18 protein-coding genes are annotated in these 23,556 nt (G+C 46.7%); 7 read left to right on the top strand and 11 right to left on the bottom strand.

Annotation, left to right across the window (positions count from 1 at the left end; genetic code table 11):
• Positions 1 to 175: 175 nt before the first annotated feature.
• A complete protein-coding gene (locus M3636_RS17095) occupies positions 176 to 520 on the bottom strand; it encodes a Na-translocating system protein MpsC family protein (RefSeq protein WP_056701897.1) in 345 nt (114 codons plus the stop codon).
• A 412-nt stretch (positions 521 to 932) separates the two neighbouring features.
• On the opposite strand from M3636_RS17095, the gene M3636_RS17090 reads away from it, so the two are divergent.
• From M3636_RS17090 to M3636_RS17080, 3 genes are all read left to right on the top strand, one after another.
• A complete protein-coding gene (locus M3636_RS17090; RefSeq protein WP_251383320.1) occupies positions 933 to 1,862 on the top strand; it encodes a zinc ribbon domain-containing protein in 930 nt (309 codons plus the stop codon).
• A gap of 403 nt (positions 1,863 to 2,265) precedes the next feature.
• Positions 2,266 to 3,009: a DUF3105 domain-containing protein gene (locus M3636_RS17085; protein WP_251383319.1), complete on the top strand. Its 744-nt coding sequence runs from the start codon at positions 2,266 to 2,268 to the stop codon at positions 3,007 to 3,009.
• A 295-nt stretch (positions 3,010 to 3,304) separates the two neighbouring features.
• On the top strand, positions 3,305 to 5,023 hold the full coding sequence (locus M3636_RS17080) for a methyl-accepting chemotaxis protein (RefSeq protein WP_251383318.1): 1,719 nt from the start codon (positions 3,305 to 3,307) through the stop codon (positions 5,021 to 5,023).
• 137 nt (positions 5,024 to 5,160) lie between these two features.
• On the opposite strand, the gene M3636_RS17075 is transcribed toward M3636_RS17080, so the two are convergent.
• On the bottom strand, positions 5,161 to 6,114 hold the full coding sequence (locus tag M3636_RS17075; RefSeq protein ID WP_056701889.1) for a nucleoside hydrolase: 954 nt from the start codon (positions 6,112 to 6,114) through the stop codon (positions 5,161 to 5,163).
• Between the two features lie 291 nt (positions 6,115 to 6,405).
• Positions 6,406 to 8,628, bottom strand: coding sequence for an MMPL family transporter (locus M3636_RS17070; protein ID WP_251383317.1), 2,223 nt, complete (start codon positions 8,626 to 8,628; stop codon positions 6,406 to 6,408).
• Between the two features lie 350 nt (positions 8,629 to 8,978).
• Here M3636_RS17070 and M3636_RS17065 point away from each other — a divergent pair, with 350 nt between their 5' ends.
• On the top strand, positions 8,979 to 9,602 hold the full coding sequence (locus M3636_RS17065) for a TetR/AcrR family transcriptional regulator (protein WP_251383316.1): 624 nt from the start codon (positions 8,979 to 8,981) through the stop codon (positions 9,600 to 9,602).
• A gap of 2 nt (positions 9,603 to 9,604) precedes the next feature.
• Here M3636_RS17065 and pdxR read toward each other — a convergent pair whose 3' ends face one another.
• Positions 9,605 to 11,080, bottom strand: a complete 1,476-nt coding sequence (gene pdxR, locus M3636_RS17060; protein WP_251383315.1) for a MocR-like pyridoxine biosynthesis transcription factor PdxR — start codon at positions 11,078 to 11,080, stop codon at positions 9,605 to 9,607.
• A 117-nt stretch (positions 11,081 to 11,197) separates the two neighbouring features.
• On the opposite strand from pdxR, the gene M3636_RS17055 reads away from it, so the two are divergent.
• A complete protein-coding gene (locus M3636_RS17055) occupies positions 11,198 to 11,782 on the top strand; it encodes a GNAT family N-acetyltransferase (RefSeq protein WP_251383314.1) in 585 nt (194 codons plus the stop codon).
• 43 nt (positions 11,783 to 11,825) lie between these two features.
• Here M3636_RS17055 and M3636_RS17050 read toward each other — a convergent pair whose 3' ends face one another.
• Positions 11,826 to 12,722 carry a diacylglycerol/lipid kinase family protein gene (locus M3636_RS17050; protein ID WP_251383313.1) on the bottom strand — a complete coding sequence of 299 codons (897 nt, stop codon included), beginning with the start codon at positions 12,720 to 12,722 and terminating at the stop codon, positions 11,826 to 11,828.
• A 521-nt stretch (positions 12,723 to 13,243) separates the two neighbouring features.
• Here M3636_RS17050 and M3636_RS17045 point away from each other — a divergent pair.
• Positions 13,244 to 13,855, top strand: a complete 612-nt coding sequence (locus M3636_RS17045; protein ID WP_128103937.1) for a hypothetical protein — start codon at positions 13,244 to 13,246, stop codon at positions 13,853 to 13,855.
• A gap of 186 nt (positions 13,856 to 14,041) precedes the next feature.
• Here the strand turns inward: M3636_RS17045 and M3636_RS17040 are convergent, their stop codons facing one another.
• The 4 genes from M3636_RS17040 to uxaC form a co-directional block, all read right to left on the bottom strand.
• A complete protein-coding gene (locus tag M3636_RS17040; protein ID WP_128103938.1) occupies positions 14,042 to 15,919 on the bottom strand; it encodes an ABC transporter ATP-binding protein in 1,878 nt (625 codons plus the stop codon).
• Positions 15,916 to 17,643: an ABC transporter ATP-binding protein gene (locus M3636_RS17035; protein WP_251383312.1), complete on the bottom strand. Its 1,728-nt coding sequence runs from the start codon at positions 17,641 to 17,643 to the stop codon at positions 15,916 to 15,918. The genes M3636_RS17040 and M3636_RS17035 overlap by 4 nt, the downstream gene beginning before the upstream one ends.
• Positions 17,640 to 18,182, bottom strand: a complete 543-nt coding sequence (locus M3636_RS17030) for a MarR family winged helix-turn-helix transcriptional regulator (protein WP_251383311.1) — start codon at positions 18,180 to 18,182, stop codon at positions 17,640 to 17,642. The genes M3636_RS17035 and M3636_RS17030 overlap by 4 nt, the downstream gene beginning before the upstream one ends.
• Positions 18,183 to 18,421: 239 nt before the next feature.
• A complete protein-coding gene (gene uxaC, locus M3636_RS17025; RefSeq protein WP_251383310.1) occupies positions 18,422 to 19,864 on the bottom strand; it encodes a glucuronate isomerase in 1,443 nt (480 codons plus the stop codon).
• 205 nt (positions 19,865 to 20,069) lie between these two features.
• On the opposite strand from uxaC, the gene M3636_RS17020 reads away from it, so the two are divergent.
• On the top strand, positions 20,070 to 20,816 hold the full coding sequence (locus tag M3636_RS17020; protein ID WP_251383309.1) for an MBL fold metallo-hydrolase: 747 nt from the start codon (positions 20,070 to 20,072) through the stop codon (positions 20,814 to 20,816).
• Between the two features lie 138 nt (positions 20,817 to 20,954).
• Here the strand turns inward: M3636_RS17020 and M3636_RS17015 are convergent, their stop codons facing one another.
• Complete coding sequence (locus M3636_RS17015; RefSeq protein WP_251383308.1) at positions 20,955 to 21,563, bottom strand: hypothetical protein; 609 nt, start codon at positions 21,561 to 21,563, stop codon at positions 20,955 to 20,957.
• 338 nt (positions 21,564 to 21,901) lie between these two features.
• Positions 21,902 to 23,380 (bottom strand): alpha-amylase, encoded by a 1,479-nt coding sequence (locus M3636_RS17010; protein WP_128103945.1) that lies wholly within the window; start codon positions 23,378 to 23,380, stop codon positions 21,902 to 21,904.
• Between the last annotated feature and the right edge of the window lie 176 nt (positions 23,381 to 23,556).

Genomic DNA, 23,556 nt, shown 5'->3' with positions numbered 1-23,556 from the left:
AACAAGAACACTTTTCTTCGTAAACAAAGGAAAGCGACACCCGTAGCCGGTACATCATCGGTTTCTGCTTCAGAATCAATCCAAAGACAGACGCCATCGTATGAAATTGTCAGAATCCATATGAATCTCAGGTACAAAGGCAGTATGCATCAACAGGAAAACCCCACTAATCCATCTATGCTTGTTCCAAAATCACATTGGTAATGGCCCACTGCGTGGACGCATCATAATCCCTTAAAACAGCTTCAATTGGCAAACCCATGTGTTGCTCTAACTTCTCCCTGAATTTCTTCTTATATAAGACAGACATGCGGAAGTCCACTTCCAGCTTCAAGCCGGGGGCCTCCCCTTCCAGGGCGTCAGAGCGTGGCGAACGTCGGTGCTTCGCGAAGAAGGTTACAATATTCTGATCTACGGTCACTCTCAGGAGAGTTGTCCCGAAGCCGAACAGTTCCTTCGATATTTCATTATAGTATTGGCACATCTTTTTCTTGCTCTCATTACTGTCCAGCAGTTCCATGAACTCACCTACATCATTTACTACCGTACATTAAACGTATTAACACGTCTGATTATACATAAATGTTCTGTGTTGGGCAACCCAAAAGATGAACTTCACCTACAAATATCTCATAAAAGCGAACATTACATGAATTGAAACGTATTTATATCTGTACTTAACGTGATTGAACAAAGGATTGAACTGGTAAAAGTATACCCGCAGACTACGTTCTCTATCCATTACATTCGCTGCAGAAAGAACGATCATACTTACGATGGACATAAACTGTACAAGAACTAAATATGATCATAAATACAAACTTCATTTTCATAAATCCCTTGTAGAATTCAATGGAAGTCATGGACAAACTTCCACATTAACCCTTAAAATAAGACAAAATGTCTAAATAAATGAAATGGAGGCTTATATCATGAAATGCCCAGTATGTAATCATGAAAATGAAAATGCTAGCTTTTGCGAGAGGTGCGGATCGAACCTGACCGAGGTTGCTTCGACGTCTTCCCCTGCTGGCGCTTCACCAGATCACGAATCTGCTGCTGCATCGGAGTCCGAATATACGCGTTGGTCAAGTAAACAAGACTCTCCTAATCATGCACCTCAGGATTCCAGCTCGAATACATCAGCACCCATTCCAATTCGGCAACCGCAAGAACAGGCGCACACTACCGAAAATCAGGCGTCCGGTGATCCACAGAACAATCAATGGAACAATATGATGCAAAATGAGAAAGTTCAGCAAGCCAAAGAAGTAAGCAAACAATATGCATCTTATTTCCTTAGCGTCCTTGTTCGTCCTTACCAAGCGATGAAGAGCGTTGGTGAACAGCACTCATTCAATGGATGGTTGACGATGGCTTTAATCGCAGTTTTATCCTCTACATACTTCTTAATTGCCTTTAGCTCTATGGAAATTCCCGGCATATTCGTAAGTGGGTTCATCAGACCTCTCTTGCTTACAGCCATCATGCTAATTATTGCGGTTGCGTTAATGTATATCATTTTGAAAGTGGAGAAGCTTACGTTCCGTCCCAAAATTCTCGTAGCCCAGTACGGCGCATTATTGGTTCCTGCAGTGGCTGCACTCGTTCTGGCGAACGTGTTCACGATCATTTCCTTCTCCTTCTCACTGTATTTTGTCGCGATTGCTTACATCATCGTCATTGTAGGCATGAATGCGGTTGTGTTCCAATATCCATTGAATCGTTCCAAAGCCGCAATCGACAGCATCTATACGGTGCTCATTGCCAACATCGTGCTAGTCTATGTCGTATATCGTTTGCTCTTGGAGACATTGCTTAGCATCCTGAGCTTGTTCTACTCTTCGTTCTGGCGGATGTAGTCCTCTCCCTAGAGGTAATCGATGATCAATATGGCATTTCAAAAGGTTCTCTTGCTTCGGCAACGAGAGCCTTTTTGTTATAACTATAGAGCAACTATAGTGTGGAACAGGACATATGATGAACTTGAAACTTGAATTCACTTTGAAAAACATGTCATGTATATCGCACAAAGATTGCACGATCCACATGATTACACTATAATGTGTAGTGTAAATTTGATATGGTTTTATTTACGTATTGGACATCTAAGGAAGATGACCATCCACCTTTCGCTCTCGCATCTAATCTGCGGTACATCTCGGTGTACTGGATCGGAAGTAGAGTGTGTAACGCCATTAACACTACGATATGTAGTGTTAATGAATGATGATTTTATTTTAACGAAGAAAGAAGAGGATATTTATGGATCCACATATGGATCACATGCAGATGAATCACGAGGCGGGTACATCCTACCTGTGGCTCATCATCGGCGCAGTCATTCTGTTGTTGTCTATCGTCGCCTACGTCTGGGCTTCACGCACGCAAGGCTCCATTGTTGCCCATATGAAGAAGGATGAGCGGGCCATTGTGAAAAAGAAAAGTCGAACCATTCGGATCACAGCGCACGCTATGCTCGGAATATCCATCGTGGTGATCGCTCTCTTCTTCATGCAGGGTGCCTTTACCCAATACAATGTTGCTGATCTGAACGCCAATGCCACCATAGATGTGACGGATGACCCGTATTATGGGGCTAGCCATACGGAAGACCCGATTAACTATGAGATGACCATTCCGACCTCAGGGCCTCATAATCCACATGATATCAAGTTTGGGTTCTATACCGACTTCCCTGGTTATCCTTATCTGGTACACAATCTGGAGCATGGAGATATCATTATTTATTATCGTGAAAATGCGAGTGACGAGCTCAAAGAGCATTTGAAGTATCTGACCAAGTTTCGTGAAGCAGGCGCAGGAATCCTCGCCGTTCCGAACAAGGACATTCCCGAAGGCAGCGAGGTCGTTGTGACCGCCTGGACGAAGACGATGAAACTCGCCACGTTTGACGATGCGAAGGTGGGGACTTTTATTCAAAAGTACATCAATCAAGGGCCAGAAAAGATCCCAGCCTCGATTCGCCAAGGTGGGGGAACAATGTAACATCATACAGCTTCAATTAGATCAGGATAAACGAGCTCCCGGATGAACTGCATTCGGGGGCTAATTCTTTATCCCTGAAATGCCGATATTTGAAGGTGGACGGCTACTTCATGGCACCTACCTTTTTGAACACGCACATGAAGCCAGCACATTGAATACAGCAATACACATACATATTCGTTTTACCCATGTTCAACCCAGCACAATGCACGTCTGATCCATATGTTGATAGTCGTTTCAATAGTGATCAATAGCTACAACCGTTTACCGCTAAAAAGGGGGAGTAATACTACTAATGAACAGTTTGTTTATGCGTATCTTTTTGTTTTTTTCATGCCTCATGCTAGCGGCTGGAGCCGTGCTTGGTGTGACGATGTACCGTTCGTCTGCTGAACTTGTTGAACAATCCATGGGAATGCAAGCTCAGGCTGTTGCCGAACGAGCTGCACAATCCATAGACGTGACTCAATATGCACCACTCAGTACGGGACAGAATGAAACTGCCTATTACGGAACCCTGCGCGAACAGCTTAGCCAGCTTCGTGAAGCCAATGGCTTGAAGTATCTGTACACTCTTGGTAAACGGGAAGAGAACGGAACAGCCACATATTATTACGTGGTCGATGGTGCGGCTGCCGACGTGTCGGAGGATGATTTTTCACCCTACGGATCAGTAGAGGAAACGCAATACGAAGGCATGCTCCACGCTTTTGCCAATAACGAGTCTGTACATGGGGAACTAACACAGGACGAGTATGGAGCGACCATCACTGCCTATGTCCCAATTCACGGTACAAACGGGGAAGTGCTGGGCATTGTGGGTGCGGATCTGGACTCCACGGCTGTCTATGAGCTGATGACACGTAATCGCATGACGATGATCTGGACAGCACTGGTTATTGTCTTGCTCAGCGTATTACTTGTATATGGGTTCGCTCATTACCTCACACGCCCTCTCGTCAGACTCAAGAAGATCATCGCTCAAGTAGGAAAAGGCGACCTGACTGTCGATGTGGAGCTGGGACGTAAGGATGAGGTCGGTCAGCTCGCTACCGAGTTCAAACATCTCGTCACAGATACTCGCAATGTGATGGCCGGTATTCGCAAAAGCTCCGATTCCTTGCTCAAAGCCGCCGAAGGTGTATCGGTTCACTCCAGAGCAACGGCCGAAGCCAGCCAGCGGATCGCGAAGCATACAGATCATACGGCTCAGGGAGCTACTGAACAGGTTGCCCGAGCGGGAGAAGTTACAATGGCCATGGAGGAAATCACCCGTAGCATGCAGCATATCGCTCACTCCGCATCGCTCGTTGCGGGCGTATCCCAGGAAACAACCCTTAATGCGGTGCAAGGACAAGCGAACATTAACACTGCGATTGATCGGATGGATAAAATCCATCAAGCAAACACGCAGATGTCCGTATCCACCTTGCAGCTGGAGCAATACTCCAGCAAGATTGAATCTGTGGCTCTCCTGATGAAGGGCATTGCATCCCAGACCAGCTTGCTTGCGCTCAATGCCAGCATTGAAGCTGCTCGCGCCGGGGAGCATGGCAATGGATTTGCCGTGGTGGCTTCCGAAGTCCGTAAGCTCGCCACCGAATCTGAACAGTCCTCCCTGCATGTATCGGAGTTAATTGCCGAAATCACGCGCCAAACTCAAGTCTTGTCTGAGCATATGAGTGCAAGTACAACCGAAGTCCAGTCAGGACTCGTCGTTGTACAGGAAGCGGGGCGTTCGTTCACCTCGATTCACTCGGGAATTGATACGATCAACGAGCGTTTACATGAGGTGTCTGCCGCTTCAGAACAGCTCTCTGCCAGTGCAGAAGAAATATCGGCTTCCGTCGAAAATATGGAGCACATCTCGCGTGAATCTTCATCCAGCATTCAAGAGGTGTCTGCCGCAACTGGCGGCCAATTGCAATCGATGGGTGAGATCAGTGCGTCAGCCGAGAGTCTGCGTGTATTGTCCAGTGAACTGAACGGACTGATTGCCCGCTTTAAAATATAGAGTGGGTCAGCAAGCAATGCATTGGGCGCTGTGTCCCAATGCGAAATAAGCCGCTTAGCAGGGAAAGGAATTCCTTTCTCTCTGCTGAGCGGCTTATTGTGTCTACTAGATGATGACTAGCCTATCGGCTGCCTGAATTAATAACGCTGCGGAGCAGCTTTTTTGCCCAAATCCGTCATATAAGTAAAGAATGCTTCTGGATCCGTATCGTACACCAATTGTACTGGACGTCCATCGGCCTGCTCTACGGTACGACCTTGGCTTGGCCCATCCGGGATCACGATGCAATTCACCGTTTTCTTCTTCACGATATCCTCGCGACCTACGGAAGCTGTTGTCAGTACATCCCACAGATAATAAGTGGAGTTCGTCTCACTGTACACGAGTGGCGGACAACCAGCATAACAGTTACCCAAGAAGTCCACACCCTCGAAGCGACGCTCTGCCGCCCAGCGGTTACGGACTGCTGGAGTAAGAGGTACTTTGTTTGTGCTTTCGAGTGCAACCAGATCAATCTGAATGCCGCTCTCCCATACACGATAAGCCGCTTCTGGATCCCAGAATACGTTCCATTCTGCTGTACCGTCATGTTCTGGCTCTTCGACGTTACCTTTCTCAAATGTACCGCCCATCCATACCAGCTTGTCGATTTTCTCTTCAATGTCTGGTGCTTCATCCAGCGCACGCGCAAGGTCAGTCAACGGTCCAGTGAACAGAAGCAACGTTTTGCCTTCGGTATTGCGAACCTTCTCAATCAAGTGCTTATGCGCAGGCAGAGTGGATAATGGAGCTTCCATTTTGCCAGACTCGTTCAATACTGGAAGTGCATCTACATAGAAAGAGTGCAATCTCCATGCTGCCGGGAATGGGTTTTTCCCTCTGGAATTCGACTTGGACACGTCTACGGAATATGTTCCGAAACGATCGATGATTTTGCGACTGGCGTCCGTTGCCGGCTCCAGATATCCATCTGCCGGAATAACAGATACTCCGGTTACATTCACATTGTCCATCTGCAGAAGCATGAACAGCGATACGAGGTCATCCACACCGCCGTCATGGTTAAAGTACACATTAAGTTGATTCGTCATGCTAGCTTTCATCCTTCCCCTGGTTGTCTCATTGTTGTTCATTGCATTCGGCCCATTCTAGACCAACGTTCACTCTATTATGTCCCAAAACTTGTGTGTACGTAAACCTTCCTGCCCAAAGAGAGCACTACTCACCCTTAGATCTACCGCATATTTGACAGTTCCACCATTCCATCACAGATTCGGCGATAGAAACTGGACAACGCACCTATATCATCATTCAAAAAAACATGGACAGCGGTTAGATCGTAACCGCCATCCATGCTATATAACCGAATCAGAGGATAGAGATTAAACCTGCTTCTCTTCCTGTTTCTCCGCAATCGGAACATACTTACCTGGCCAGAATGCCCATTTACCTAGCAATGTCGTAATCGCCGGTACCATGAATGGACGAACCAGGAACGTATCCAGCATAACGCCTACAGCCGTAATAATCCCGAACTGCACTAACACCTGGATCGGCAATGTTGCCAATACCGCGAACGTTCCTGCCAGGATCAGACCCGCAGAGGTGATAACCGATCCAGTCTCGCCTACACCTTCCTTAATGGCTTGGCGAAGCGGCATCGTTTTGCGTTTCTGCCAGATGCTTGAGATCATGAAGATGTTGTAGTCTTCACCCAATGCCACAAGGAATACGAAGGAATACAGCGGAATCGCTCCTTGAATCGCATCGGCTCCAAGTCCGTAATGGATAATGAGCCACCCCAATCCCAGTGCTGAGAAAAAGGATAGAACGACAGTAGCAATCAGATATGCCGTTGCAACTACAGAACGCAGGTAGAGCAGCAATAACAATGTGATCATGCCGATGACCACAGGAATAATGATCTTGGCATCGCGTTCTCCAGCTACTTCAATGTCATATTGCTCAGCCGTCTGACCATCAATCCATACGTGCGTATCGGCATTCGATATCCCCGCATCTGTCAAAGCCTGTTCAGCTGTTGCTCGCAAATCAGGAATATGCTGCATCGCTTCCATTGAGTACGGATTCAGATTGAACTCTACATCATAAGCTGTAATGTTTGCATTCTCCGCACCTTGCTGTGCATCGCCAACTTTACTTACATAATCGAGTGCTTCAAGTTTGGATTGCAGATCCGTGTCCTGACCCTCAGCATCAATGATAACTTTCACTGGAGCCAATTCCCCTTGGGAGAACTGCTCTCCAATAACGGTGAAGCCTTCACGAGAAGGAACATCTTCCGGGAAGGAAGATAACAAGTCATATGTGAATTTAATCTGTGTTGAGAACGCTGCTAGTCCACCCAGGAGCACTAGGGTTACTACCAGCACAGTCCATGGCTTCGTAACAACAGTACGCCCGATCCAGCTTTCTTTCACTTTGCGCGGAGCTGGAGCTGGTTTGCCTTTTTTCTTCGCACGTTCAACTTCCATCTCATGTGTACGTGGTACGAACGGGTAGAACGAACCACGACCGAAGATAGCGAGCAGCGCTGGAACCAGCGTCAGACTTGCAATAAACATGATGAAGATGGACAAACTGAATGGTACAGCAAAACGGTGATATGCCCCGTATTCAGCGAGTAACAGTACAAGTAATGCCGCAACGACAGTGAATCCACTCATCGCAATGGCACCGGATGAACCCGTAATCGCCTGGAAGAGAGCTTTCTTTTTGTCCGGCTCATGGTAGAGAATTTGGCGGAATCTAGAGATCATGAACAGACAGTAATCCGTTCCCGCCCCGAACAAGAGTACCGTCATAATTGAAATGGACTGAGCATCAACGGTGATCCATCCCTGATCTGCCATGAATCCCAGAATCGGACTCGTCACCATATATGCGAACCCTACTGCGATAATCGGAATAATCGCAAGTACCGGGGAACGATAGATTAATAACAACAACACAAGTACGAGTATCACTGTAGCAATGAGCAGCGATACGTCAGCAGAAGAGAACAATCCGCTAGCATCAATGGATATGCCGACTGGTCCTGTAACGCGTGCGCTGAGTGAACTTGCATCATCAACCGCTACTTCAAACGGGTTCACTCCGAAGATCTCTGCCGTTTTCTCCTGCAGTGCATCGATGCCTTTCTCCAGCTGCTCCGCATCGGCTCCTTCGTTGAAGAAGAGCGGCATGACAAGCGTGCTGCCATCTTCGGACAGTTGTCCTTGAATGGCCTGTGGTGGCAATTGATACAGCGGTACTACCGCTTGCTGCTCTTCCACAGGGTCTTGATCCAGTCGCTCTGTCAGCGCTTGAATCTGCTTAATATGTTCATCCGTAAGTCCACCAGCCTGATGCCATACAATCAATGCTGGCAAGCCTTCCCCACCAGGGAATTCTCTCTGAGCTACTACAGCAGCTTGCACAGATGGTTTAGAATCGCTCAGATCCTGAGCATTATTCGTTTCCCGATCATTCACAGCCGGCCAAACTAGACCGAGTACTACCGCTATGATGATCCATACCAAAAGTGTTACCCACTTACTTCGTTTGCCAGCAACCCAGCGGCCGTAACCCGAACCTTCTTGCATTGTCTTCTCATCTCCCTATCCTGATATATATATAGATTGATCTAAACTATTTACACTAGCCACTTCGATGACAGAATAATGTTCCGATCGCTGTTATCCCCAGATTTTTTTGATTCCCTTCTCAAAAGGAAAAAATCCCGTGATAAAGGCGAACGCTTCGCTTCTTCAATTATTTCTGTCCTCTCCGTTCTGGTGTAAATATTAGCTCAATCTATATAGAACTTATTATAGAAATGAACCGTGGGTCATTGTATAATCGAATTAATTATATATACCGGAAGGTTAATTTTGCAATACTAAAATTATGAACAATTTTGAACAGTAATCTTTTAAGTAAAGAGGTATCCACAATGAACTCTAAACAACGCACTTCCCGCTCACCAGGCAGACCGAAGGCTGGCTCTGATCAAGCGTCAACTCAGTCGAAAATTCTGATGACGGCATCCAAGCTATTCATGGAACACGGATACGAACCTGTATCCCTACAACAGATCGCGTCCCAATGTCAGGTGACCAAGGCGTCTATCTATTACCACTTCTCCAGCAAACCTGAGCTTTTCACAACAGCTATCACACGTATGATGGCGATGGCGATGCAGCAGACCGCACGACGGCTAGATGAGCCCGGATCGCTGCGGCAACGGCTTCAGAATGTAGCCGAGGTGAAGATGGAGCAATCTCATATTGATACAGAAACGATGATGCGCGAAGCCGAAACCTATCTAAACGAAGAGCAACTCACCCAGATTCGTGCGGCGGAGGTACAGATCTATGAGGTGCTGGCTGTACATTTCCAGCGCGAGATGGATAATGGTTACCTCCGCCCTGCGAACCCCATGCTGCTCGCTCATGCATTTACGTCCCTGCTCATGCTTGCGAATCGGGAAGATGTGCGCAACATGCATGCCAGCCTTGCGGAGCTTGCCCAGCAATTGGTTGGCCTATTTCTGGATGGCGCTGTTCAAGAGAACTAAGATCAAGAAGGAGAACTGCGCCATGCCTTCGCGAGTGCTTCAATCCCTTGGTCAATTTGGACCGCTTCTATACCCGCAAAACCAATGATAAATTCCTTTTTGCCATCCCTCGGACTGCTGGCTTCTCCCCATAGATACTCCGTGGAACTTACTTGTACACCTGTTTCAGCTACTGCTTGTACCAATACAGAGGCTGTCTGAGACGACGTTATACGCAATACCAGATGAAAGCCAGCGTTCTGTCCGCTAATCTCGGCCTGCTCGCCAAAATGTCTGCGGATGGATTGAACGAGGAGATCATGTTTCCGTTTGTAGAGGTTTCGCATTTTGCGGATATGCTTGCCAAGCTCTCCTTCACGCATAAATACTTCTAACGTCCGCTGGATGAGCCGGGAAGCTGACTGTTCAAACAGGACATCTCGGTACATCTCCCGGAAACCATGCATCAATTCCATTGGAAGGACCATGTAGTGTATACATAAGGCAGGGGCAAGCACCTGGGAGAAACCGCCCATATAGATCACACGACTATCCTCGCGCAATCCTTGCATCGATGGTATCGGACGTCCATGGTATCGAAACTCGCCGTCATAATCATCCTCAATGATGTATGCTTGTTCACGCTCCGCCCAATCCAGCAATGCTAATCTTCGTGCAATTGGCATCGTCATGCCCATCGGGAATTGATGTGACGGGGACACACCGACCAACTTAACTCCAGAACGTTCCAATGCTGTGATATCCAGACCTTCCTCATCCAGTGAAATGGGCACAACCTGATAACCATAATGACGGAATGTGCCCGGCAGCAAGCGATAGCCCGGACGTTCAACTCCAATCGAATGCATACCGCCTAGCTTAAATAGCGTTTGTACAAGCAGTGTCATTAACAAATGCTGCTCCGCACCCACCACGATCTGTTCTGGCGAACATCTCACACCCCTGAACTGTCCAAGATAGGTGGCAATCTCACAACGTAACCCCCATTCTCCTTGGGGATCACCATAAAACAACAACTCATCTGCCTCTTCACGCCAGATTCGATTCGTATATTGCTGCCACTTGGCATACGGAAACAGACTAAAATCATTACGCGACATATGAAAGTCATACTTCATATTCTTGGTTGGGCGAATTGCAGACTGATCCGTATCCGGATACTGGGGTTGCTCGGGTGTGATCCTATGATGCAGCTTGTTATCCATTGGAAGCTGAATCGCCCCGTAACCATCCGTCAAAGCTCGTACACGAAAGCCTCTACGAGGCTGGCTGTACACATATCCTTCTGCAATCAATTGCTGATATGCCCATTCGACTGGAGTCGAACTAATTCCCAGCATTTCGGCCAGTTTACGGATGGAAGGTAGCTTGGCATCCTCCGCCAGTTCACCGCGCATAATCTCCCGTTTGATATGATCTGAAAGTTGTACGTAGACGGGTCTACTCGTGTTTTCCTCCAATGTCGGCATTTGCTTCATGAATCCATACACCTCATCCCTCATCTGTCCTGCCCGAATTTTAATAACTGCACATTTTGCAGTATACAGTACTAGACTATAATCAGGGGAGCCAGTTTACAAATAGGAGGAATAACAATGTCCCAACCCACCCAATCAACTCAAACATCTACACATATCCCACGTCTTCTAGAGAGTGAGCGTGTCTATCTTCGCCCATTTGAGCAGAGCGATTATTTTCCCGGATTATTCAACAGCGAGGCTCGGCGGCTTACGGGCACACAAAATAGTTTTACACGTGCACAAGTCGAACGTTATGTAGAGAATGCAGCCCAGGATGATTCCAGGCTCATGTTGTTGATTGCTTTACAAGAAACGGATCAAGTCATCGGTGACATCGCCCTGATGGACATGCATAGCAAAAATCGTAGCGCACATATTCGCATTGCCATCGACAACACGCAGTATCAAGGTAAAGGTTATGGGAGCGAAGCGATGCTGCTTATGCTCGATTATGGTTTTGGCATATGCAATCTGCATCGGATTGAGCTTGAGGTGTACGCCTTCAACGAGCGTGCCATTCGTACATATGAGAAGCTTGGGTTCCAACGGGAAGGAATCAGCCGAGACGTACTGTTCTACAACCATCAGTATCATGATGCGATTCGCATGAGCATGCTGGAAGGTGAATACCGAGAAAGGTACTGTGTAGATCAAGCTTAGATTATCCCCCATGATGTGCAAAATAAATAAAGAAACCGGGATATTAAAACTCATCTCCGGTCAGAAAAGTCAGATGACCCGCCAACACCGACAGTTCGGCGGGTGTCTTCATATATAGTTCCCCATCGGTATCCGCCAGCATAGGCGTTGCAGTTTCCAGCTTCAAGCTGGTTGCCTTGAAATAACTGATGCTCTCGTGCTGAGGCTGCCATTCTCCCTCTGGCTTATGAGCCAAGATCTCCCGTAGCAAAGGGATACCTGTATCATGGATAATGAGCACATCCAACTTACGATCCTGAAGGGAATCTGCTGCAAAAGGTAACGTGTTGGTGCCCAGAAAACGCCCGTTCGCAATATAGATCATAACCGCTTCACCCTGCATTTTCTCCCCGTCTGCCACTAATTGATAGCGGAATGGCTCTGCATGGCTTATCGTTTGTAAGGTGCTGATGAAGTAACTAATCTTGCCTAGTGCACCTTTTAATTGATCATTTATATTTTGTGATGTATCACTGATTAATCCGATTCCATAAAAGTTCGTAAATACTCGGTCATTGGCTCGTCCAAGATCAATAGACATCTGGTGTCCTTTCAACATTTCCTGTGCAGCTGTTTCCACATCTGGAGAAATACCTAGCGAACGCGCAAAATCATTACAGGTACCTCCTGGCAATATGCCAACAAGTGGAGGCTGTTTAAGGTCCGCCAATCCATTCATGCATTCATGAACCGTACCATCCCCGCCAAGAATAAATACTACATCGAACTGTTCCCCACGCTCCCGGCATAGTCGCTCACCTTCACCAGGCTCGTCCGTTCGAACAATAACAAGCTCGCGAACTGCTGGTGCTAGTATGCCTGATGCAATGCCTAATGAGTCAACTCGACTGGCTTTCCCCGCATGCTGATGATGAATTAACAAGGCTTTGTTAAACTCCATCGCTGTTTCCTCCATTCTAGCATGTGAACTTAGACTCTCGAAGAGAATAGACACATCCTATGCTTGTTAACCCTTTACCCGTTGTGATGAAAAATGTAACCACAGTTATACCATGCTTATCGTCAGAAAGGCCGCTGTTCATTTTGAAGAAAGCCTCTTATCCACGATGGATAAGGTTGACTATTTTTGCTATGCTCATGTATGAGAGCCATGTTTGTTCCACAACTTATTGGAAATAAGCTCTATAAGTGCATGTTCAAAAAGGTCGGTTTTCAGTACCGAGAAGATGGGATGAAGATAGAAATGGAGTAGCGGAGCGTAGATTAAGCTACGTGAGCAACGGACATTTCGGCTGAATCCCATATTCGAAGCTAAGATGCCGTCAGGCATCCTTCGTAATCAAAAGCGGACTTTTTGAACAACCTCTATAATTGTAGTCCTATAATTTACAGTGACAGAGGTACCATTCAAACTCGTTCAAAACGGTTATATGTATACCATAAACGAATGGAGGGATTGCTATGATTCCAGCAACATTGGAACAATTGGAGCAAGTTCGCAAAGAATGCCGCACCATGGTTCGAAAAAGAGCCACCGCTTCCTTCGGCACCACACTCGTTCCGTTGCCTGGTACAGATGTGCTCGCCGATGTAGGAATGCTCATGCAGCTCTTGCCTGCCATTAACAATAAATTCGGATTATCACAAAAACAGCTTGAAGGCATGGATCCGGAGACCAAATCCATGATCTACGGATTCGTGATGTCCATCGGCTCCAAAGTGATTGGACGAATGGTCACCAAAGAACTGGTCGTCCAAATCTTGAAGCGCATTGGCATACGTGTAGCTACCAAATCAGTCGCCAAATTTGTACCCATTGCTGGGCAAGGATTAGCCGCAACGCTCAGCTATACAGGAATGCGTTATGTCGGGAACAAACACGTTGATGACTGCTATGAGGTCGTTAAACGTATGATTGAACAACGCGAAGCCATCCCAGGTGAAATGCCTCCTTCTGCGCTGAGTACATCGGATAAGGATGAAGCTACGCTTCAATTGCATGACTCCACAGAAGTCACTAAAGAGAACAAGGATAAGAGCAGCGCAGTTACGGGCAAAGCCAATCAAGACTAGTATTTCAATAGTCTGACCAACGAATTCATGCATGTATATTGTATGTTTCAGATTGAATGGGGCTTTAATGAAAACATTATAAGCTGAAGCCAAACAAGACTGAGCTCCCACTAGGGTTGCTCAGTCTTGTTTGGTTATTGTTTTTCTTTATATATCAACGATCTAACTTAACCTAACTTAAATATCTTAGATCGCCTGCGGCTGTTGCTCTGCGAACTGGCTATTATACAGATCCGCATAGAAGCCCTGTCGATCCATTAACTCCTCATGGTTACCCTGCTCAATGACATTACCATGATCCATCACGAGGATAAGATCCGCACCACGAATGGTGGACAGTCGATGGGCAATGACGAAGCTGGTGCGATCCTGCATCAGATCATTCATCGCTTTCTGGATGAACACTTCTGTCCGTGTATCGACACTACTTGTTGCCTCATCCAGAATGAGGATAGCTGGGTTAGCCAGAATCGCTCTAGCAATCGTGAGCAGTTGCTTCTGTCCTTGGGAGATGTTCGATGCTTCCTCATTCAGTACCGTATCATATCCGTCAGGAAGGGTGCGAATGAAATGATCGGCATGCGCGGCTCTTGCAGCCTCATATACTTCCTCACTTGTTGCCCCTTCACGTCCATAAGCAATGTTGTCACGGATGGTTCCGTTGAACAACCAGGTATCTTGAAGCACCATCCCAAACAAGCTACGCAGCTTGCTGCGCTCCATATCCTGAATGTTCACACCATCAATCGTAATTTGCCCGTCTTGAATTTCATAGAAACGCATGAGCAAGTTAATCAATGTCGTTTTACCAGCACCCGTTGGCCCAACAATAGCCACCGTCTGACCTGGCTTCACATCAATGTTCATATTACGGATGAGTAACTCATCGTCTTTGTATCCAAAATTCACACCTTGGAAAGCTACAGCACCTTGCGGTTGCTGCAATGCCACAGGTTTGTTAGACTCAGGAACTTCTTCTTCTTCGTCCAACAATTCGAATACCCGCTCTGCCGAAGCAATGGTGGATTGAATAATATTCGAGATGTTCGCAATCTGGTTAATCGGCTGTGTGAACTGACGAGAATATTGCGTGAAGGCAAGAATATCCCCGATGGTAATCGCGCCTCGTGTAACAAAGATCCCGCCGACCACACAGATTAGAACATAACCTAAGTTACCGACAAACGACATCAGCGGCATAATAATCCCCGAGATAAACTGGGCTTTCCAGCCTGATTCATACAGCTCTTCATTGACCTTTTCGAACTGTTCGACAGATTGATTTTCACGCCCAAATGCTTTGACGACCTTATGTCCTGTATACATTTCCTCTACATGACCATTCAGCTCACCGAGTGATTTCTGTTGTCCAGCAAAATGCTTTTGTGAACGGGAAGCCACGGCTACCACCACAACTACACTCAGCGGCAGAGTCAAAAGCGTAATTAATGTCATCCACGGACTAATGGTGAGCATCATAATGATGACCCCAACAATCGTAACGACAGAGGTAATAAACTGCGCCAAACTTTGCTGTAACGTATTACTAATGTTATCCACATCGTTCGTTGCCCGGCTTAATGTCTCCCCGTGAGTACGGGAATCAAAATATTTAAGTGGCAAGCGTCCAACCTTCGCACTGATCTGCTCACGCATGTCGTACACAACACGTTGTGCCACGCCAGCCATTAAGTACTGTTGGACATACATAAATGCAGCACTGAACAGATATAACCCCACAAGCAGATACAACACTTTGATTAATGCAGGAAAATCAACCCCTGCACCTTGTACGCCCTGATAGATGGCAATAGCGCCTTCACTTAATATATTCGTACCTTCTGCCATAATTTTTGGACTGATAATACTGAAGACGGTACTTAAAATAGCTGCGATAAGAACCCCTAGGAGCCGGAAACGGTGTGGCTGCAGATAGCGAACCAACCGGCGAAGTGTACCTTTGAAATCCTTCGCTTTCTCCACTGGGGGACGCATTCCCATGCCGCCACCAGGAGGACCGGGCATACCGGATTTGGGTGCCTTGCGTTCTGTACGTTCACTCATGCGATCTCCTCCTCTGTAAGCTGGGACGATACAATTTCACGATACACTTCGTTGTTCGCGAGCAGCTCTTGATGTGTTCCTGAACCAACAATTCGACCTTCATCCATGACAAGAATCCGATCAGCATCCATAACCGTGCTCACCCGTTGAGCAACGATCAGCACTGCCGCTTCCGTCGTCTCTGATTTCAGTGCGGCTCTAAGCTTAGCATCTGTCTTGAAATCGAGGGCAGAGAAGCTATCGTCGAAGATATATACTTCAGGGCGACGCACTAGTGCGCGTGCAATGGACAAACGTTGTTTTTGTCCACCCGATACGTTATTACCACCTTGTGCAATTAGGCTGTCATAGCCATCTTTCATCTCGGAAATGAAGTTCTCTGCCTGCGCCGTTTGAGCCGCATGTACAACTTCCTCCATCGTGGCATCATCCTTACCATGACGGATATTCTCTGCGATGGTTCCGGTAAACAGCACTGCCTTTTGCGGCACAAATCCAATAATCGCTCGTAAATTTTCCTGTTTCAGTTGACGCACATCCGTCCCATTCACTCGCACAGTACCTTCGGTAACGTCATAGAATCGCGGAATAAGGCTCAATAATGTGGATTTACCTGAACCCGTACCACCGATAATTGCCGTGGTCTCCCCAGGACGAGCCGTAAAAGAAATATTGGATAACGCAGCATTCTCCGCACCCGGGTAACGGAATGTAACATTATCGAATTCAATCGTTCCTTGAAGTGCATTCATCTTACGTGGCTGCGTTGGATCACTCAGATCTGGCTGCATATCAAGCACTTCGTTAATCCGCTCTGCTGAAGCCGATGCTCTTGGAATCATGACAAAGATCATGGAGACCATAATGAGGGAGAACATAATCTGCATCGCATACTGGATAAACGCAATCAGTGAACCGATATCCATATTCCCGCTATCAATTCGCATACCACCAAAGTATAGTATGGCGATCATCGAGAAATTCATAACAAGCATCATGATAGGCATCAGTGTTGCCATAAGAACATTGACCTTAATGGAAACATCTCTTAGATCGGTATTGGCTCCATTAAAGCGAGCACGCTCATGTGTTCCACGATTGAAAGATCGAACAACCCGAATACCCGTTAATTGCTCACGTAACACCAGATTGAGGCGATCAAGCTTCTTCTGAATTTTTTTGAATAATGGCAGCCCCTTCGAACCAATCAGTGCAATGGCACCACCCAATACAGGAAGCACAACGAGGAAAATGGTAGATAATTTAGCATCCTGAGATACCGCCATGACAATACCACCGATACACATCAATGGAGCCATAATCATCATGCGCAGCATCATCGTTAACACATTCTGAACCTGTGTAATATCATTCGTAGTTCTGGTAATAAGCGAAGCTGTGCCCATCTTATCGAACTCCTGCAGGGAGAAGTTCTCTACGTGGCGGAACACTCTGCTACGAAGTTGTTTGGCAAATCCCCCTGCCGTGCGCGAAGATAGGTAACTGGCAATAATGGAACAGGCGGTTCCAGCAATGGCGATGAGTAGCATAAAGCCACCGATCTTCCAGATATAAGGAATGTCTCCCCGAATGATCCCTTTATTCACGATGTCTCCCATCAGGGTAGGCAGGTATAGTTCAGCCAGAGACTGCAATAGCACCAGACCTAGAATGAAATAAACGGAGATTTGGTATGGCTTCAGCATACGAAACAGTTTCATCATGGCGTATCGTCTCCTTGTGCATTTGCTTCTGATTCTTGGGGAACTTTGCTATCAAAGAAGGAGTACACCTTCGTAAGCAATGCAGCTAACTGAAGGCTGTCTTCCTCGCCTAAATGCTCGACAAGCTTATTGAAAATTTCCATGCGCTCTTCGTGAGCAGCCCGAATGATTGCCCGGCCTGCCTCAGTAATCGTAATGCGCACTGCACGTCGATCCTCTGGATCCATCGTTCGTTCAACTAAACCTTCATCCTCAAGTCCCCGTATGACGGGTGTAATGGTTGGTGACTTCACGCGAAGCAAAGCACTAATCTCCGAAACCTTCAGTCCCGGATGATTAGATTCGAAGGAGTGATTGAAGTCAGGCGGATTATCCTGCCAATTCAGACGTTCTCCCGGATGCATACCGTGAAGTAAACAACCCAGTACCATAATTTCATTGTGATTGCGCCCATGCGGTTTATGTTGTCTCCATTTGCCCTTATTAAACTGCATGATGGAATATAAAAGCTTCTGAGCGACCGGATCTATGCCAGCCATATTGTCTTCCTCCTTATCAGGCGATCATGCCTGTTGAATTCAATTACCATAGTATACCTATTATATAGGGATACAATTAAATAGATGACCAATTAATTAGGTTACCTAATTATATTTCCGACCAATATGAAAGTCAACTCTGTTCTATTTTGTTCCAAAACACCAAAAAACCACGACATAAGATCGCCGTGGTTGGGAAATGTAATTTTAAATGGTTGAGTTAATCGTATACGTTCGAATTAGCTCTGGGAAGCCGAAGCCGTCTGCAGTGCAGGGGAGAACGGGAAATACGTCTTAGCATTGTTGTAGGCAATGCCTTGTACAATCTCACCTAATAGCTCCATATCTTGCGGAGCCTCGCCCTGCTCAGCCCACTCGCCGATTAGATTACATACTAAGCGGCGGAAATATTCATGCCGAGTATAGGATAAGAAGCTGCGTGAATCGGTCAGCATGCCGACAAAGCGACTGATTAAGCCCACGTTCGCAAGTGCTCTCATCTGAGCTAACATGCCGTCCTTGGTATCATTGAACCACCAAGCAGCACCAAGCTGAATTTTACCTGGAATACCTCCACCTTGGAAGCTGCCCATAATTGCAGCGAGTACTTCATTATCACGTGGGTTCAGAGAATACAGAATCGTTTTGGGCAGTGCCTGCTCTTGCTCAAGCGCATCCAGTAGACCGATCACCGCCGAAGAAAGTGGTGTATCATTCACGGAATCATATCCGGTATCTGGCCCCAGCTTCGCAAACATCCGGCTGTTATTATTACGAGCGGCATTGATGTGGAACTGCATTACCCAGCCACGATCGGCATACAGCTTCCCTAGGAAGGTCAGCGTCACCGTCTTGTACTTATCCTCTTCCTCACGGGTGACTCTCTGACCCGCAAATGCTTTGGCAAAAATCGCTCCTGCCTCTTCACGTGTTGCTTCGCCAAATGGAACATAATCGAGCGCATGGTCAGACACACGGCCGCCAACAGAATGGAAGAATTCCACTCGGGATTCTAGTGCCGCAAGGAAGGAATCATAGTCCTCAATTGTCGTACCCGCAGCTTGAGATAGCTTGCCTACCCATTCGGTAAAGGATTCCCGATTCAACTCCAGCCCTTTGTCAGGACGGAAAGACGGCAACACAGCCGTTTCGAATCCTTCGATCTCCTTAATCTTGAGATGGTATTCCAAGGAATCGCACGGATCATCCGTCGTACATACCACTGTCACATTGGACTTCGTGATTAAGTCTCGCGCACCGAACCCTTCACTGTTCAGCTTGGCATTTACTTTTTCCCAGACGGATGGAGCGCTCTTCTCGTTCAATACTTCATAGACACCAAAATAGCGCTGTAGCTCCAGATGAGACCAAGCGTACAGCGGGTTGCCAATCATCATCGGTACGGTTTTGGCATATGCCAGAAAACGATCGTAATCCGTAACACCTTCTCCGCCCGTGATGTATTGCTCTTCAATTCCGTTTGCGCGCATGAGACGCCATTTGTAATGATCTCCATATAACCAGGCTTCTGTGATGTTGCCAAAGGTCTTATTCTCATAAATCTCCTGAGGACTGAGGTGGCAATGATAGTCAATAATCGGCATGTCTTTGACGTAGTCCTCATATAACCTTACCGCCGTTTCGTTGTGCAGCAGAAATTGTTCATCAAGAAAAGATTTCATGTATCATGCACGCTCCCTTTAGGTGAGTTTACGTTCATATGGGTTCACTTCCCACCTTGTACGCTACACTGTTTGCCTCCAAAGTTCAATACAAAATGATAGCGTTATCAAAAAAGGTTGATTTAGGCATATTCGGTTCAACAAGGTATACTGGTTTTAATCACAATTATGCTGATCTGAAGATCGCATGTAAGGAGATGAAGGCATGAAAATTACATTTCTCGGTACAGGAGACATGTTCAGTGTAGACCAACACCATAACAGTGTATTGGCTGAATTCGGTGATACCCATCTAGTGATCGATTTTCCTGAATCGAACGCGAAGGCATTGAAGCAATATGGCTTGCCGATGACAGATATACATAACGTCTTCATTACGCATTTGCACGAAGACCATATTAACGGTGTACAGATGCTTGGATACTATGCTCAGATTGTGGGTGACCGGAAGCCACGTCTGTTTATCCATGAAGAGCTGGTCGATCCGCTGTGGAGCATTCTCTCTCCTGGTATGCGTTATACGACAGATGGGGAACGTACGATGAGTGATTATTACGATGTGGTTCCACTACCCGATGGAGGAACGTTCGAGCTGGGCGGTGTTACGTTTGAAACGTTCCGTACGCAGCATGTACCGGGGATGGTCAGCAATGGGCTGATCGCTAAATCTTACTTCTACTACAGTGCAGATAGCACACTTGATCAGAAACGTGTAGAAGAGGCGGCCGAGGATGTACAGCTTATATTCCATGAATGCCATATGCATGACCTCGTTATCAAGTCGCATACCTCATTGAAGGATCTGGAGCAATTGCCCGCTCACGTTAGAGCAAAGACCGTGCTCATGCATTATCACGATGAATATGCAAATGCCGACAAACGAATTAAATTCAATCAACAGCATGACCTACGAATGGCGGGTACACTGGAATCGTTCGAGCTTGATACGTAGATAAGTATAGACGATTGCGTTTTTCCTCTAGCTTACTTTCCTTATACATCAACACACCAGCATATTTACAAAATAAATGCCTACATCGACACTTGTCCCGCTTCTTATGCTCTACTGGAGCCAGGCAAGTGTCTGTTCTTATTCATTAGAGAGTGACTCCATGTATGCCTGAGCCTCTGTGGATGGCTCTGCCTGAATATAAAAGTAATCTTCCGTTCGTTCGTCTTCTGAGCCATACGAAATTTTAATGTACATATTCTGATAGTCAGAAAGGGCGCTCCGACGGATATCTGCTTTGGGCTTCAATATGTAACTCCGACCTAAGCTTAATCCGAGCGGTTCATTGTTCGGTTCTAGGTTAATTTCATAATCATTCGATGTATTGGTGTTCAGCAGATCCGGTGCGTCGATCACATTCATCATAGCGGGTGCAAGCGTAAAGGATTGAATAACGTTGGCAAGTGGGATCTGCACATCATTCACAAGAACATCATAGTTGATCCGATCTCCATCTGCCTCATGACTCACATTAACGGTCGCTGTCAGCTTGTATTTCTCAGGCATAGTCTGTTGAAAGGAATCTCGATTGTTCTTGATGCGCTCTTCGAGATCTCTCCTTTCACTGTTTAGTGTATAAGAGTCGGTGCGTTTCACCTCGCCCATCGCCGAATCAGAGGTACATGCAGTTAAGCACAGTATGAGCATGATCATGATCATGCATAATGTTGTCCATATTGGCCTGCTCAATGTCATCCCTCCCCATGTCTTCATTGGTGTTCATTTATATATAACTTAAGTCGATCGAACGACCATCAAAAAGTTTAATTCATTTATACATTTGGCTTATAATACCAATTAAGGATATCACAAATAGATAAGGATGGGTTACTTTTTATGCGTATGACCCTACCTATACCTTCTCCTATCCTGTTCCTATTCCCGATCTTGTTATCTCCTCTTTTCTTCTCTAGCTCACACGTACCCAGCACAAAAAGGGCTTCCACGCCAGCCATTCAGGCTAACGCGCAACCCCCTTCTACACTTGAGCTATTGTCCTTGATGTAAGGCTATTACAGTACTAACAACTAGGATGACGTTGAGGTATGTTCCTCATCTGGCAGAGCCCATACCGCTACACTTCCACCATTAACATGGAACGTCGCCCAGCCATCTTCCTCAATCGTTACACTCTCCTCGCGGCTATGTGTAAGATCAGTCCAGACCTCTCCAGCCCGATGTTCACCAATAAACATACGCTTCTCCCCATCGTCTCCGTTGGAGATCACCACAGCACAGCCGGAGCCCTCGAACTCCTCCGCACCACGGCGCACCCAACCAATCGTATTGGCATGGTCGAAGTAGTCTTCCTGCTCGCCATACGCCTTATGACAGCGTGCATAGAGCAGAATGTCTAAGATCTCTTTTTTCCCCTCAACAGGTTCAGGGCCACCGATGCCGTAATAATCTCCGTAAAAGACTACCGGGTACCCGTCACGACGCAGTAGCGTCAGTGCATATGCACTTGGTTTGAACCAATCCCCAACCCAGGATTCAAGTGCCTCATGCGGCTGAGAATCGTGATTATCTACAAATGTCACGGCATGCGTAGGATGTGTGTGCACTAAAGTATCTTCGAAAATTTTGGAGAGATCGAAATCTCTACCCGCCAGAGACGCCTCATGCAATTTATAGTGTAGGGACACATCGAATAGATCGATCTGATAATCCACCGTATCCAAGAACTGCCGGCATGCATCCAGATTGGGGTTCCAGAACTCGCCTACAATGTAGAAATCCTGACCCCGTTTCCGTATCATCTCGGCAGCGAATGCTTTGATGAACTCATGATTGATATGTTTGATCGCATCCAGACGGAAGCCGCCACATTGCAACGTATCAATCAGCCATTTGCCCCACTCGATCATTTCGTCTTTGACTTCCGGATGATTATAGTCGATGTTGGCGAACATGAGATAGTCGTAGTTACCAAACTCATCGTCGACGTTTTCATTCCAATTCTTGCCCTCTTCGGCAATACGGAATACACCTGTGCGCTCTTGCCTTGCATCAAAATCCGTTCCGTTGAAATGCTTATAGTTCCATTTGAAGGAGGAGTACTGGTCTCCCCGACCCGGAAAATCAAACTTGGTCCAGCCCTCGATCTCAAAAGGCTTAGATATCTCCTTCATTCGATCATTCGGATCGACCTCAACCACGGGGAATACTTCCGTCTCGTCCGCGCCTGCCTTATGATTCATCACGAGATCGACATAGACGACAATGCCATTCTTCTGGCACTCGGCAATCGCCTCCACCAATTCTTGCTTCGTGCCATATTTGGTGCGTACAGTGCCCTTTTGATCGAATTCGCCCAGATCGTATAGATCGTAAACACCGTATCCGGTATCCTCGGCCGACACTGCTTTGGTTACAGGGGGTACCCACACCGAGTCAATTCCTATGGCCTTTAGCTCAGGAGCCATCTCGGCCAATCGCTTCCAGTGGTTTCCGTCTGCGCTAAGATGCCATTCAAAAAACTGCATCATCGTATGGTTTCTTTTCATTACAAACAGACCTCCTTTAGTGCTTACGAAGCGGACCTCGGAGTGTATACGTATCCCGTAGTTCGTTCGGTTGCTAACCAAGTAATAACCCGCTAGACCCCCTATTCAATCATGCGAGCAGAAAAATATAACCACTAGCCATGCTATGACAGAGCACATGTAGAGGTCAGTGTTGC

It is taken from the genome of Paenibacillus sp. MER 99-2, assembly GCF_023714095.1.
Taxonomy (GTDB): Bacteria; Bacillota; Bacilli; order Paenibacillales; family Paenibacillaceae; genus Paenibacillus.
The sequence above is the reverse complement of the archived record's forward strand: the minus strand, read 5'-3'. Positions and strand labels throughout refer to the sequence as shown.